Source organism: Acinetobacter sp. QJM3NY_42 (assembly GCF_056173745.1).
On the sequence record NZ_CM149689.1, the window covers coordinates 2,768,331 to 2,782,041 of the forward strand.

A 13,711-nucleotide genomic window follows, 5' to 3' on the forward strand; every position below is an offset into this window, starting at 1 on the left:
AGTTTTCCTAGTCAGCAGAATAGGCTTGAGATAAATTGCAGTGTTGGACTTCAAGTGCGGACTGCACTTCGACCACGTCATCAAACCAGTGACGAACGCCATCAATTTCCTGATAGTTTTCATGACCCTTTCCGGCAATGACTACAATATCGCCAGCTTGTGCCTGTTGCACTGCATATTTGATTGCTTCACGCCGGTCGCGAATTTCCTGCACATGATGGTTACCAAAATCAACCCCATTCTTCATATCAGCAAAAATCTGTTCAGGACTTTCTGTTCGCGGGTTATCTGAGGTGAGAATCACCGGGTCAGCATCATTAAGAGCTGCCTGAGTCATCAACGGACGTTTGCCACGGTCGCGATCACCACCACAACCGAATATGGCCCAAAGCTGATTCTGGACATGGCGTTTCAAGGTAACCAGAACCTGTGTTAAAGCATCAGGTGTATGAGCATAATCCACTACAAATAAACGCTCTACATCACGGATCACCTGCATGCGGCCTGGAGCTCCCTTGAGCTGAGGTACAGTTGCTAAAATATCACTCAGTTTAAAACCGGCCTGCTCTACTGCAATCAGACTAGCCACCAGGTTTTCAATATTAAATTGACCTAAAAGCGGGCTCTGTACCACATATTCACCTGTTGGGGCGATCAGCTTAAACTTCGCTCCTTCCAGACTGTAGTGAATATCAGATACGCGATAATCTGCTTCTGGATGTTGTAATGAGTAGGTCAAAATCTTTGGTCGGGCCGGATTGGCTTGTGCTGTTTCCAGCATCACTGGTGCATAATCATCATCCAGATTGATTACGGCACTACGCAGCGTAGCAAATTTGAACAGCAAAGCCTTGGCATCTGCATAAGCTGCCAAGGTTCCATGATAATCCAGATGGTCTCGACTCAGGTTACTATAAATAGCAATTTCAATCTCGCAGCCATCCAGACGGCCCTGCTCCAGGCCATGTGAGCTGGCTTCGAGAGCAACAAAATTCGCACCCTGAGAGGAAAAATCATGCAGGGCATTTTGTAGCTGTAACGCATCTAGTGTGGTATGTGTTGAAGCGACCAGATGCGGTAAAATACCATTACCAGTTGTTCCCATTACAGCACAGGGCTGCTTCTGGAAGCTGATCAGTTCTGCTATCAGCCGGGAAATAGTGGTTTTACCATTAGTCCCTGTGACAGCTAGAATTCGGGCAGAATTTACCGGCTGGGTAGCCTGTAAATACTGTTTTTGCCACCCACCCATCCATTGTCTGACCTGGGGACAAACCCATGCTGTGGTCACCCCGAGATCAGATTCGGAAATAATACCAAGAGCACCTTGGCTTAATGCATTTTCCGCAAAAATACGAGTTTTATTAGAATGACTTAAGCTATCTAAAGCAATAAAGATCTGTCCTGCCTGTACTTTACGGCTATCCAGACAAAAACCGCTAAATGGCTGATTCGCCCACTCTACGTTGGCGTTACCTGGATATATTTCATTAAATGTAATTGTCATGCATCACCTGATTTACGGTTCCTGTGGAACATCGAGCGGCTTATCTAATGGCACATTCATCAAACGGAGTGATTCCTGCATTACCCTGGCAAATACTGGCGCAGCCACCAGACCGCCATAATATTTTCCTTTCGGATTTTCTACGACCACAAAAATAGCCAGTCGTGGATCACTTACTGGTGCTACACCAGAAAACAGAGCGCGGTACTCATTACTCGAATAACCCTTACGGTCAGCTCGCAGTTTATGGGCCGTACCTGTTTTACCTGCAACACGGTAACCGGGAATATTAGCCTGACGTGCAGTTCCTCCAGGTAATGTTACCTGTTCCATCATCAGGAGTACCTGATCAGCGATTTTAGGTTCAAGAAGCTGCTCACCTTTAGGCGGTTCATCCAGCTTATAAAGGCTAAGAGGCATTTTTACACCATGATTTGCCAGCATGGCATAGGCCTGTACCATTTGTAGTACAGTGGCATTAATACCGTAACCATAAGACATAGTGGCTACTTCTGAAACATTCCATTTACTTGGTGGTAAAATCAGGCCTGTACTCTCACCCGGGAACTTCACAGCTGAACGTTGTCCGAAACCAATTCGCTTAAAAAATGTCGGAAGAGTTGAATAGGGCAAAGATAAAGCCATCTTCGCCACACCAACGTTTGATGACTTGATAATTACACCAGTTACACTAAGCTGGCCATAACTATGCGTATCACGAATAGTATGGTTACCGACCCGCATTGAGCCTGAGCCTAAATTAATAATGGTATTTGGTGTATATTTACCACTTTCTAGCGCCGCAGCCACACTTAATGGCTTCATGGTAGAACCCGGTTCAAACATATCGATTGCACCGCGGTTTCGCATGGCATCTTTATTGGCCAGTCCATTTTTATCATTCGGGTTATAAGAGGGCCAACTGGTCATGGCCAGAATCTCACCGGTTTTAACATCTACTGCAATAGCGCTGGCCGAGCGGGCATTGTTGGCGATGCCTGCAGCTGTAAGTTCACGATAAAGAATATATTGCAAACGTGAGTCAATACTCAGTGTAATATTTTCACCCGGTTCAACTTCTTTAATAACCTCGGTTACCTTCAACCGGTTACCGCGTTTATCACGGATAACTTTCTGCTCACCATCGACACCAGCCAGCCGTTTGTTAAGCTGCATTTCCAGGCCTTCAATACCGGTCCCTTCACTATTGGTCAAACCAATAATCTGAGCATTTGGCTGTGGCTGCGGATAATAGCGTTTATAGTTTTTCTCGGCATATACCCCCTGAAAATCTCGCTTGACGATCAGGTCTGCCTGCTGTGGTGGTACTTCTTTTTTCAGAACCAGATAACGTGATCTTGGCCGCTCCTTTAATTTTCTTTTTAATTCGGCCCGATCGATACCGACTGCATCGGCCAACTCATCCAGATTAAGATTTTTATCAGGTAACTGACGCTTGAGTTTGCGGTTATTCGGATCTTTTTTTAACTCGGCTGTAATCTCGTCGTAGAGCTTTTTATTATCAAAATAATCACGCGGGTCAATTACAATTTTCATAATTGGCGTGCTGATCGCCAGAGGTACACCATGACGATCGCTGATGACTCCACGCATGGCTTTTAAAGACTCAGTTCTTAAAATATTGGCATTGGCCTTGTTTTGCAGAAAGTCCTTATTAATAATTTGTACGTAAAATGCACGCGCAATCAATATGACAAAACACAGTAACACCACGCCCCACATTAAATAGAAGCGCCACATATCAAAGGCAAGAGTAGGTTTTTCCGAAATCGACTGCTGTTTTCTTCGTGTTTGCTTAATTCGCTTGTCTACCATACAGCATGCCTTATTTTTTTTGCTCAGAAGTCATAGGTAAGGAAATCACCACAGTTTGTGAAGCCGGCGGAGAATACATACGCAACTGGGTTACTGCCCGGGTTCCAATCTGGGCAGTGGCACCAAAAGTCTGTTGTTCAATCAGCAGGCGTCCCCATTCTGCGTTCAGGTCATCCCTTTCACGCATATAGGAACTCAGATCTCGGTAATCATGACGATATTGAAAAACCTGAAAAACCACCATGACCGCACTCATAAAAACCAGCAGTACCAGAACTGTGTAAACCACAATTTTCTTGAGAGCCGGTTTCTGCAAGAGAGGTTGTTCAGCTTTTTCTTCAACAACTTTTTTTTTCATTGTGCGCCTTACTATGCTAAGCGTTCTGCTACTCTTAACCAAGCACTACGTGAGCGTGGGTTTTCTTTAACTTCGGCATCACTGGCTTTAATACGTGAAATTTTCTTCAAACGGCGAGTGTCCTGCTGTATTTGCGGCATTCCCCAGCCTGAATCTTCGGCCAAACTTGATTCTTTTTGTATAAACTGTTTGATCAGACGGTCTTCCAGTGAATGGAAACTGATTACCGCCAAGCGTCCATGTGGTTTAAGAATATCGACTGCCTGTGGTAGAAACAGCTCAATATCCTCTAATTCTTTATTGATGGCAATACGAATAGCCTGAAAGGTACGCGTAGCAGGATGCTTGTGTTTTTCCCATTTTGGATGGGCAGCTTTCACGAGTTCAGCCAGCTGGCCAGTGGTTGCAATGTAACCTGCCTGTTTAATTGCGCGGGCTAGGCGGCGACTGTAACGCTCTTCCCCATACTGATAAATAATATTGGCTAATGCCTCTTCTTCAATATTGACCAGCCACTCTGCTGCGGTTTGGCCTTGGGAATTATCCATACGCATATCTAAGGGTCCGTCTTGCATAAAGCTAAAACCGCGTTCAGCCTGGTCAAGTTGTGGCGATGAAACCCCTAAATCTGCCATGATCCCATCGACTTCAGTTATACCAATTTTTTCAAGCTCCTGTTTAAGATCAGCAAAACTGGCATGAATAATTTTAAAGCGAGCGTCCTGCTGCTCGAGCTCGGCAGCAACAGCCAAAGCCTGAGGATCTTTATCGAAGGCATAAACCTGAGCATCTGTATTGAGCTGAGCCAGTAATTCACGGCTATGGCCACCTCGGCCGAAGGTTGCGTCTACATAAATTCCTGTATTGCGCTCTGCCAGTACGGCAGCAACAGTTTCATGGAGTAATACAGAAATATGCGACATAAGATCGGTTCAGACAGCTAAAAATTTAACTGCACATTATTACCCTGTTTTTATAAAGCTCCAAATGGCTTTTTGTAGGGAAATATTATTTTCTATAGAGAAAACCGTTTTGCCGATCTTTTTTAAAGCATCATTAAAAGACCCTGACAGAATTATTCTGCTACAGGGCTTTTCCAGAGGAATTACTTGAACGACGAATGGTTAGCGACGATCATTATAAATCTGGTCAAATGTTGCCCCATTTACAAAATGGGTTTGCTGTGCCTTGCTCCATCCCCCGAATACTTCATCAATGGTGAAAGTTTTCAGCTTGGGAAATTGAGCAGCATATTTCGCCATAACTTTCTGGTTACGTGGCCGATAATAGTATTTTGCTGCCATTTCCTGGCCCAAAGGAGAATACAGATAATTAATATAGCCGGTAGCCAGCCATTTATTACCATTTTTTTCAACTGTCTTGTCAACAATTGCAACCGATGGTTCCGTTAAAATTGAAATTGATGGATAAACAATATCATATTTATCACGGCCTAAAGTTTTAAGCGTGACTAGAGCTTCATTTTCCCAGGTTAGCAGTACATCACCCATGCCACGTTCGGCAAATGTCGTCATAGAGGCACGTGCAGCAGAGTCCATCACCTTGACATTCTTATACATGCTTTTAACAAACTCTCGTGCCTTAGCATCATTACCGCCCGGCTGTTTCAGCGCATAGCCCCAGGCTGACAGATAGATCCAGCGTGGCAAGCCGCCTGTTTTAGGGTTAGGTGTAATAATCTGCACACCCGGTCTGGTTAGATCTTTCCAGTCCTGAATTTTTTTCGGATTACCTTTACGTACCATAAAAACAATGGTTGAAGTATAGGGTGCAGAATTATAAGGAAATTCTTTTTGCCAGCCTGCTTTAATCTGGCCAGATTTTACGATCTCATTAATGTCATTTGCCAAGGCTAAAGTCACTACATCACCTTTTAAACCATCAACTACTGAGCGTGCCTGTTTACCTGAACCGCCATGTGACTGTTTAAATTCAACTGTTTGTCCAGTACGGCTTTTCCAGTAAGCACCATATGACTTATTGAACTCATCATAAAATTCACGTGTCGCATCATATGAGACATTCAAAAATTGACGGTCAGCAGCTTGTGTAACTGAACCACATAGTATTAAGGTGGCTAACATGCCACCTTTTAAACCCCATTGGAAATGCTTTCTCATTTACTTCTCTAGGTCACTTGATAAACAATTTGCAATATACTGAAAATTTTTATAAAACAACAACTCATTATACAGTTGAGTATTGCATTCCCTTCAATTGATTAAGTTCTACAGTCCTTGATTTTTCTATAACGTTGTTTTAGGCACAGTTATCAGGTTTTCTCTAACTGAAACTATCATCTTTTATTGAGCTTCTAGTACAGTCAAAAAATCCAAGTATCTTGAGCACTCTTAAGTTTCCTATTTTCTCTTCACCTTCTCTACACATTTATCTGTTAAAACTACACTTCCAATACAGCTTAGGGTTTATTGTAATTTTTTAACTAGAGTTAGTTTAAAATTTTGTAATGAATTGTGAGTCTATACTATAACTGTTAAGACAAAGCTGTTTTAATTCATGCGATTTTCGGCAAACTTTATAAAAATTAGCCGATTTATAGGGGAACTCTTCTTACATGAACATGAATTTATTTAAGATTTTTTACTTAAGTTTGAGTATGCTTACACTCAGTCAGATGGGGCATAGCGCAGTTATTGTACAAGGCAACAGTCTTAAAAATCAGGATTTATCTAAAATACCTGGTTCTACCCATGCTCCTGCTAAAACAGGCTCTCTTATTGAAAAAGCTTTAAACCAGCGCCAATCTGAGAAAACTACGCCTTCAGTTGACAGATCCGAGCTGGATTTAAAAATGTTGACTTCTATGCGTGCTGCTCCTACCCAGAATTTTCTGGCGGCACAGAACCAGCGCTTCAGCCGTCTGGTACAGATTATTTTTCCACAGCAAACCTCTTAATTTTATAATTTTCATAGTCTTTTCTAGCCTGACCTGCCTGCGGTGAATTAACCCTTAAGCTGTCAGGCTTTTTCGTTATAATAGTCTTAATCTGTTATTGAAAATTAAGAGTTATGAACGTCCGCACCCGTATTGCTCCTTCTCCAACTGGCTTTCCCCATGTTGGTACTGCTTATATCGCCCTGTTCAATATGTGCTTTGCCAAGCAGCATGGAGGCGAATTTATATTGCGTATTGAAGATACCGATCAGCTGCGTTCAACCCCTGAATCAGAAAAAATGATTCTGGACTCATTAAAATGGTTGGGACTGAACTGGTCAGAAGGACCAGATATCGGTGGCCCACATGCACCATATCGCCAGTCCGAGCGTATGCATATCTATAAACAGTATGCATTAGAACTGGTTGAAAAAGGTCATGCTTTTTATTGCTTTGCAACTCCAGAAGAACTCGACCAGATGCGTGCCGAACAGCAGGCCCGTGGTGAAAGTCCACGCTATGACGGCCGGGGTCTGCAGCTCTCTCATGAAGAAGTTGAATGCCGTCTGGCAGCTGGTGAACCTCATGTTATTCGCATGAAAGTGCCTGCTGAAGGCGTATGTAAATTTAATGACATGCTGCGTGGTGAAGTTGAGATTCCCTGGGCTCAGGTAGACATGCAGATTCTGCTAAAAACTGACGGATTGCCTACTTATCATCTGGCCAACGTGGTTGATGACCATCTTATGCAAATTACGCATGTCATCCGTGGCGAAGAATGGATACCATCAGCACCAAAACACCAGTTGCTGTACTCCTACTTTGGCTGGGATATGCCGACAATCTGTCATATGCCACTACTACGTAATCCGGATAAGTCCAAATTATCTAAACGGAAGAACCCAACATCAATCAATTATTACCGTGATATTGGTGTATTGCCAGAGGCCCTACTAAACTATCTGGGTCGTATGGGTTGGTCTATGCCAGATGAAAGTGAAAAGTTTACGCTGGCAGAAATGATCGAACACTTTGACATTAAACGTGTATCACTAGGCGGCCCGATTTTTGATGTTGAAAAGCTTAACTGGTTAAATGGTCAGTGGATTAAGGCATTGTCTCCTGCAGAATTGTTAAATACCCTGCTCAACTGGAAGGCAGACCGTAATAAACTTGAAGAGATTGCTGCAGCCATCCAGCCGCGAATCAACCTGCTTTCTGAGGCAGTAAACTGGGCGGGCTTTTACTTCAATCAGTTCCCGAATATTTCCAAAGAACAGTTTGAAAGTAAAAAACTGACTGAGGAGCAGGTTCGTCAAAGCCTGCAATTTGCCATCTGGCGGCTGGAAAGTCTATTTACCTGGAATAATGATACGGTCAGCCAGACTCTAATGGATCTGTCTAACCAAATGGGCATCAAGCTACGTGATTTCATGCCTGCTTTTTTTATTGCGATTGCCGGTTCAACCTCATCCACGCCTGTCATGCAATCTATGGTGACTTTAGGTCCCGACTTGACCTTTGCCCGTTTGCGTCGTGCACTAGAAATTGTAGGTGGTCCGAGCAAAAAAGAGTTAAAAGCCTGGGAAAAACTTAATGAAAGTCTGAAATTGCCGAAAAATGAAGCAGATGATCAAGGCGAGTAAATATTTGTGTTGACGTATGAGCGCAATGCCCCTAATATTGCGCTCACACAAACGCTGGGGTCATAGCTCAGTTGGTAGAGCGCTACAATGGCATTGTAGAGGTCAGCGGTTCGATCCCGCTTGACTCCACCAGAAGCTGTTCTACTTTGTGTAACTGCCTCATAAGTCCCTATCGTCTAGAGGCCTAGGACATCGCCCTTTCACGGCGGTAACCGGGGTTCGAATCCCCGTAGGGACGCCAAATTCTAAAAGCCACTGACCTATTCAGTGGCTTTTTTTATGCTTACACTTTCGGCTTACCTACACTATTCGGTAAAATAGACCGCAAAAGAGTTTAGGAGTTTTTCATGCAATATCGCTGCCCACAATGCCAGAGTCCCAAGATCATACCAGTCAGTCAAGGAACCAATACCACCCGTCCTGTGGTTCCCAAAAGTCTGGTGTTCCTGATTCCGGCTATTTTTATTCTATTACTACTGGTGGTAATCAGTATCGGCATGTGGATCTTTGGTGATGGTGCCGGCAGTACATTGCAAATGGCGACTATAGCTGTATTTATTATCTGCCTTATAGCCGGATTCCTGTTCTGGCGCGATTTGCCAGACTTTAAACTGTCCATGCAGGCATTTATGCAATCCCAGAAACAATGGAAGTGTCGTGAATGTGGCCATGAGTGGCAGATCTAAACCCTAAAATAACTTAGTGACTGTGTTCATGATCATTCTGATGGTCATGAGCAAGTGTCTGACATGGGTCCTCCTCAATCTGTAACGTCACCTCGGTAATACCATGCTCATGGGTCAACATTTCGAGAGCATTTTGATAAAGTTGGTTCCGGTTTGCATGTGGTGCATACAAATGCACAGTTAGATGCACATTTTTAGAAGTAATAGCCCAGACTTTAAGCTGATGAATGCTCTCGACACCATCGAGTTCCAAGAGGTCATTACGCAGCTTTTCAATATCGATCTCTTCAGGTACACCTTCAAGTAGAATATTGATACTCTGTTTCAGTAATATCCAAGTCCGTGGTAATACCCAGAAACCAATTAGCACTGCGATTAGGGTATCTACCCACATCCAGCCAGTAAAATAAATAATTAAGGCGCCAACAATAACACCAACTGAACCCAAGGCATCACTCAGAACCTCAAGATAAGCCCCTTTCACATTCAGGCTGTCTTTCGAACTCGAAAACAGAATGCGCATGGAGATCAGATTGATCACTAGACCAATAATTGCCACGGAGAGCATGCCAAGGCTCTGAATCTCGGGGGGCTGGCTAAGACGCTGGTAGGCTTCATATAAAATATAGATAGCCACCACAAACAACATACAGGCGTTGAAAAGTGCTGCCAGAATTTCAAAGCGTTGATAGCCAAAGGTACGCTTATCATCAGCGGGACGTTTAGCAATTTTAATGGCAACCAATGCAATAGCTAACGCTGCGGCATCGGTAAACATATGCGCAGCATCTGATAACAGAGCCAAACTTTGGGTTATAAAGCCGGCAACTATTTCAATAATTAAAAAGATCGTGGTTAGTGCCAAAGCAAAACCAAGCTTTTTGGCATTACCTTCAGTGACGACTGCATGACTGTGATCGTGCCCATGATGCGCGCCCATTGACAGTCTCCTTGATTCTTAGTGAATTACTTTACAGCTCTTATCCTCTAAGGTAACAGTATGCTACTGGGATATCCAGTTCACTTCTGACAGTAGAACAATGTTTAATTTACCAATTTGAGAATTCAGTTAACCAATTGTTACTATGGATTTTTCTATTGGTATGGTCTGAGATGCCAAAATCCTAAAAACAAAAAAACCAGCCCTCAGGCTGGTTTTTCAGTTGTGGCTATTATCCACTGATTTTTTTATATTTGGCGCGTTTGGTTACAGCTGCATCGCCTAGGCGTGACTGACGATATGCTTCATATTCAGCATAGTTACCCGTGTAAAATTCAGGCTGCTCATTTTCAAACGACAAAATATGCGTTGCAATACGGTCCAGGAACCAGCGGTCATGCGATACCACCATAACTGTACCCGGAAAGACCAAAATTGCATCTTCAAGTGCACGCAAAGTTTCAATATCAAGATCGTTTGAAGGTTCATCAAGCAGTATTACATTAGCACCCTGCTGTAAGATTTTTGCCAGCTGCAAGCGGTTTCGCTCACCACCAGAAAGTTCACCTACACGTTTCTGCTGGTCTTGGCCTTTAAAGTTAAAACGGCCAATATAAGCGCGAGACGCAATTTCGTAATCACCTACTTTCAAGATGTCCAGACCGCCAGAAACCTCTTCCCATACGGTTTTGTTGTTATCCAAGGTGTCACGAATCTGGCCAACATAGGCCACTTTAACTGAATCACCCAGAGTAACTGTTCCGGTATCTGGCTGCTGTTCCCCAGTCATCATACGGAATAGTGTGGTTTTACCCGCACCGTTTGGACCGACAATACCAACAATTGCTGTTGGTGGTACAGAGAAGGTCAGGTTTTCATAAAGCAGACGTCCATCAAAGGATTTACTGATGCCTTCAACTTCTACTACCTTATTACCTAAACGTGGACCAGGTGGAATATAAATTTCAGAAGTTTCATTGCGCTGCTGGAATTCTTTAGAGTTTAACTCTTCAAAACGCTCCATACGAGCCTTGTTCTTTTTCTGCTGGCCTTTGGCATTTGAACGAACCCATTCCAGTTCTTTTTTCAAGGCTTTAGCAAAAGACTCTTCCTGTTTCTGTTCCTGTTCTAGACGGGCATTTTTCTGTTCCAGCCAAGACGTGTAATTGCCCTGGTAAGGAATACCATGTCCGCGGTCAAGCTCCAGAATCCACTCAGCAACGTTATCAAGGAAATAACGGTCGTGCGTAATAGCAACAATGGTACCAGGAAAGTCTTTTAGGAAACGTTCTAACCAAGACACAGATTCTGCATCCAGGTGGTTAGTCGGTTCGTCAAGAAGGAGCATGTCCGGTTTAGATAGAAGCAGACGGCAAAGTGCAACACGGCGGCGTTCACCCCCTGAAAGCAGAGTCACGTCAGCATCCCAAGCCGGCAAGTTTAATGCAGCAGCAGCCTGTTCCATCTGGTTATTCAGATTATGTGCATCCCAAGTCTGGATGATGGCTTCAAGTTTCTCTTGTTCTTTTGCAAGTGCGTCAAAGTCAGCATCTTCTGCTGCATATTCTGCAAACACTTCATCCAGACGGGCTAATGCATCTAACGGTTCACGCAGACCATCTTCAACATTTCCACGTACATCTTTGTTCGGATCTAGGGGTGGTTCCTGTTCCAGATAGCCGATTTTAATACCTGGTTGCGCACGTGCTTCCCCAGAGAAATCTTTATCTACGCCCGCCATGATACGGAGCAGAGTTGATTTACCTGCACCGTTAAGACCGAGCACACCAATTTTTGCACCCGGAAAAAATGACAAAGAGATGTCTTTCAGGATTTCACGCTTAGGCGGAACCATCTTCGACACACGGTTCATCGTGTAAATATATTGGGCCACGCAGGACTCCTCAATTGAAAATCAGAATATCGCAAACTGCGAAAAAATAACCAGCGTATTATACGATGAATACCATGAAAACATAAGGCGTACTCTGGGTATTCTGCGGGTTATCTCCCAACCTTTTGTGACTAAAAATTAAACTCACACCAAGATTTTGAGTTTGCTTAAACTCATCACTATACTTATGAAATAAATAGATATAGACAAAGAATAGGAAAGCTTTATTTCATATTAAAAAATGCTAGACTCGATCAGGTTTTAACCCACATCGAAGAAATAATATGACATATAAAGATGAAACTTTGGCAATTCATGCCGGTTATAGCCCTGAAGCGACGACGAAAGCTGTAGCGGTACCTATTTACCAGACCACGTCCTACTCTTTCGATAATACTCAACATGGGGCCGACCTGTTCGATTTAAAAGTCCAGGGCAATATTTATACCCGTATTATGAACCCTACAACGGCGGTTCTTGAACAGCGTATCGCAGCTCTAGAGGGTGGAATAGGTGCACTGGCACTTGCTTCGGGCATGGCAGCAATTACCTATGCGATTCAGACTATTGCCGAAGCAGGTGATAATATTGCTTCTGTTTCCACCCTATATGGTGGTACATATAATCTGTTTGCCCATACCTTGCCCAAACAGGGAATTGAAGTGCGCTTCTTCGATTATCAGGATCCAGAAGCATTACACTCTCTGATTGATAATAAAACCAAACTGGTATTTGTCGAGTCAATTGGTAATCCGCTTGGCAATATCATTGATCTGGAAGCCATCAGTAAAATCGCCCATGAATATGGTGTACCGGTGGTAGTTGACAATACGGTAGCGACACCGGTTTTGCTCAAGCCTTTTGAATTTGGTGCTGATATCGTGGTGCACTCGCTAACCAAATATATTGGAGGTCACGGTAACAGTATTGGTGGTGCGATTGTCGATAGCGGTAAATTCCCTTGGGGTAAATATCCGGACCGCTTTAAAGTGTTAAATACGCCCGACCCAAGTTATCATGGAGTTAACTATGTTGAGGCGCTTGGTGAAGCTGCTTATATTGCCCGTGCACGTGTTGTACCTTTACGTAATACTGGCGCCGCCATTAGCCCGATGAATGCTTTCCTGATTTTGCAAGGACTGGAAACCTTAAGCCTGCGCATGGAGTGCCATACCGAAAATGCTCTAAAAATTGCCGAGTATTTGAAAGCCCATCCAAAAGTCAAATGGGTAAATTATGCAGGCCTGACAGACCACCCACAGCATGCACTGGCACAAAAATATGTTCAAGGTAAACCTTCGGCTATCTTATCCTTTGGGGTACAGGATGGACTTGCTGGTGGTACCCGTTTTATTGATGCACTGCAGCTCTTTACCCGCCTGGTCAATATTGGCGATGCGAAAAGTTTGGCTTGTCATCCGGCAACCACTACCCATCGTCAGCTCAATGAACAGGAGTTGAAATCTGCAGGGGTTAGCGAGGATATGGTGCGTTTATCTATCGGCATTGAACATGCTGATGACCTGATTGCCGATCTGGAACAGGCACTTGCCGCAGTTTAAGTTATACACAAGCAGGGTCAACATACATGGCCCTGTTTATATTCCCTCAAATACCAGACAGTGTGACTAAAAAGCTTGAACTCGAATGTTTCTGATAATTAGCCCTACCTGATAGCTTTATTTTAATCTGGCATATGTTTTTACTTTCCATTTATGAACTGCTTTTTCAAAGCTTTATCTTTTCAACTATTTTAACTTGTGTTAAAACACAGTATAAACACATACTTAAATTAGAGTAATTGCTCTAAATATTATTTTTAGATTCAACCACTTAACTCTGGATTTTTCCCGTCATTTCGTTAAGATAAAAACCGACTGAGCCCCTTGGCCTATCGCAGGTCATGGCTATAACATATTTAAAAAAA

At 43.4% G+C, this 13,711-nt stretch carries 11 protein-coding genes and 2 tRNA genes; 6 read left to right on the top strand and 7 right to left on the bottom strand.

What is annotated here, in order from left to right; genetic code table 11:
• Positions 1-7: 7 nt before the first annotated feature.
• From AC0VYT_RS13200 to AC0VYT_RS13220, 5 genes are all read right to left on the bottom strand, one after another.
• Positions 8-1,507 (bottom strand): UDP-N-acetylmuramoyl-L-alanyl-D-glutamate--2,6-diaminopimelate ligase, encoded by a 1,500-nt coding sequence (locus AC0VYT_RS13200; RefSeq protein ID WP_005018031.1) that lies wholly within the window; start codon positions 1,505-1,507, stop codon positions 8-10.
• Between the two features lie 12 nt (positions 1,508-1,519).
• The gene (ftsI, locus tag AC0VYT_RS13205) at positions 1,520-3,343 is read right to left on the bottom strand and encodes a penicillin-binding protein PBP3 (RefSeq protein ID WP_005018029.1); all 1,824 of its coding nucleotides are present in this window, start codon (positions 3,341-3,343) and stop codon (positions 1,520-1,522) included.
• Between the two features lie 10 nt (positions 3,344-3,353).
• Positions 3,354-3,701 (bottom strand): cell division protein FtsL, encoded by a 348-nt coding sequence (gene ftsL, locus AC0VYT_RS13210; protein ID WP_005018026.1) that lies wholly within the window; start codon positions 3,699-3,701, stop codon positions 3,354-3,356.
• An 11-nt stretch (positions 3,702-3,712) separates the two neighbouring features.
• Positions 3,713-4,624 carry a 16S rRNA (cytosine(1402)-N(4))-methyltransferase RsmH gene (gene rsmH / locus AC0VYT_RS13215; protein WP_005018024.1) on the bottom strand — a complete coding sequence of 304 codons (912 nt, stop codon included), beginning with the start codon at positions 4,622-4,624 and terminating at the stop codon, positions 3,713-3,715.
• Between the two features lie 201 nt (positions 4,625-4,825).
• Positions 4,826-5,842, bottom strand: a complete 1,017-nt coding sequence (locus AC0VYT_RS13220) for a sulfate ABC transporter substrate-binding protein (protein ID WP_005018022.1) — start codon at positions 5,840-5,842, stop codon at positions 4,826-4,828.
• Positions 5,843-6,339: 497 nt separating this feature from the next.
• Here AC0VYT_RS13220 and AC0VYT_RS13225 point away from each other — a divergent pair, with 497 nt between their 5' ends.
• From AC0VYT_RS13225 to AC0VYT_RS13245, 5 genes are all read left to right on the top strand, one after another.
• Positions 6,340-6,639, top strand: a complete 300-nt coding sequence (locus AC0VYT_RS13225) for a hypothetical protein (RefSeq protein WP_373865823.1) — start codon at positions 6,340-6,342, stop codon at positions 6,637-6,639.
• A gap of 113 nt (positions 6,640-6,752) precedes the next feature.
• On the top strand, positions 6,753-8,264 hold the full coding sequence (gene gltX / locus AC0VYT_RS13230) for a glutamate--tRNA ligase (RefSeq protein WP_005018016.1): 1,512 nt from the start codon (positions 6,753-6,755) through the stop codon (positions 8,262-8,264).
• 56 nt (positions 8,265-8,320) lie between these two features.
• Positions 8,321-8,396: transfer RNA gene (locus tag AC0VYT_RS13235), tRNA-Ala, on the top strand.
• Positions 8,397-8,429: 33 nt separating this feature from the next.
• A tRNA-Glu gene (locus AC0VYT_RS13240) sits at positions 8,430-8,505 on the top strand.
• 106 nt (positions 8,506-8,611) lie between these two features.
• Entirely contained in the window at positions 8,612-8,950 is a 339-nt protein-coding gene (locus tag AC0VYT_RS13245; protein ID WP_005018014.1) for a zinc-ribbon domain-containing protein, read from the top strand.
• A 13-nt stretch (positions 8,951-8,963) separates the two neighbouring features.
• On the opposite strand, the gene AC0VYT_RS13250 is transcribed toward AC0VYT_RS13245, so the two are convergent.
• Complete coding sequence (locus AC0VYT_RS13250; RefSeq protein WP_005018011.1) at positions 8,964-9,890, bottom strand: cation diffusion facilitator family transporter; 927 nt, start codon at positions 9,888-9,890, stop codon at positions 8,964-8,966.
• A gap of 232 nt (positions 9,891-10,122) precedes the next feature.
• The gene (ettA, locus tag AC0VYT_RS13255; RefSeq protein ID WP_005018007.1) at positions 10,123-11,784 is read right to left on the bottom strand and encodes an energy-dependent translational throttle protein EttA; all 1,662 of its coding nucleotides are present in this window, start codon (positions 11,782-11,784) and stop codon (positions 10,123-10,125) included.
• Between the two features lie 284 nt (positions 11,785-12,068).
• Between ettA and AC0VYT_RS13260 the strand changes: the two genes are divergently transcribed.
• The gene (locus AC0VYT_RS13260) at positions 12,069-13,346 is read left to right on the top strand and encodes an O-acetylhomoserine aminocarboxypropyltransferase/cysteine synthase family protein (RefSeq protein WP_005018004.1); all 1,278 of its coding nucleotides are present in this window, start codon (positions 12,069-12,071) and stop codon (positions 13,344-13,346) included.
• Positions 13,347-13,711: the final 365 nt, after the last annotated feature.

Bases quoted from the DNA above. Each gene is read 5' to 3' on its own strand.
- ftsL (WP_005018026.1), bottom strand. From the start codon at position 3,701: ATGAAAAAAAAAGTTGTTGAAGAAAAAGCTGAACAACCTCTCTTGCAG.
- rsmH (WP_005018024.1), bottom strand. From the start codon at position 4,624: ATGTCGCATATTTCTGTATTACTCCATGAAACTGTTGCTGCCGTACTG.
- AC0VYT_RS13245 (WP_005018014.1), top strand. From the start codon at position 8,612: ATGCAATATCGCTGCCCACAATGCCAGAGTCCCAAGATCATACCAGTC.
- AC0VYT_RS13225 (WP_373865823.1), top strand. From the start codon at position 6,340: ATGCTTACACTCAGTCAGATGGGGCATAGCGCAGTTATTGTACAAGGC.
- AC0VYT_RS13260 (WP_005018004.1), top strand. From the start codon at position 12,069: ATGACATATAAAGATGAAACTTTGGCAATTCATGCCGGTTATAGCCCT.
- AC0VYT_RS13200 (WP_005018031.1), bottom strand. From the start codon at position 1,507: ATGACAATTACATTTAATGAAATATATCCAGGTAACGCCAACGTAGAG.
- gltX (WP_005018016.1), top strand. From the start codon at position 6,753: ATGAACGTCCGCACCCGTATTGCTCCTTCTCCAACTGGCTTTCCCCAT.
- AC0VYT_RS13220 (WP_005018022.1), bottom strand. From the start codon at position 5,842: ATGAGAAAGCATTTCCAATGGGGTTTAAAAGGTGGCATGTTAGCCACC.
- ftsI (WP_005018029.1), bottom strand. From the start codon at position 3,343: ATGGTAGACAAGCGAATTAAGCAAACACGAAGAAAACAGCAGTCGATT.
- AC0VYT_RS13250 (WP_005018011.1), bottom strand. From the start codon at position 9,890: ATGGGCGCGCATCATGGGCACGATCACAGTCATGCAGTCGTCACTGAA.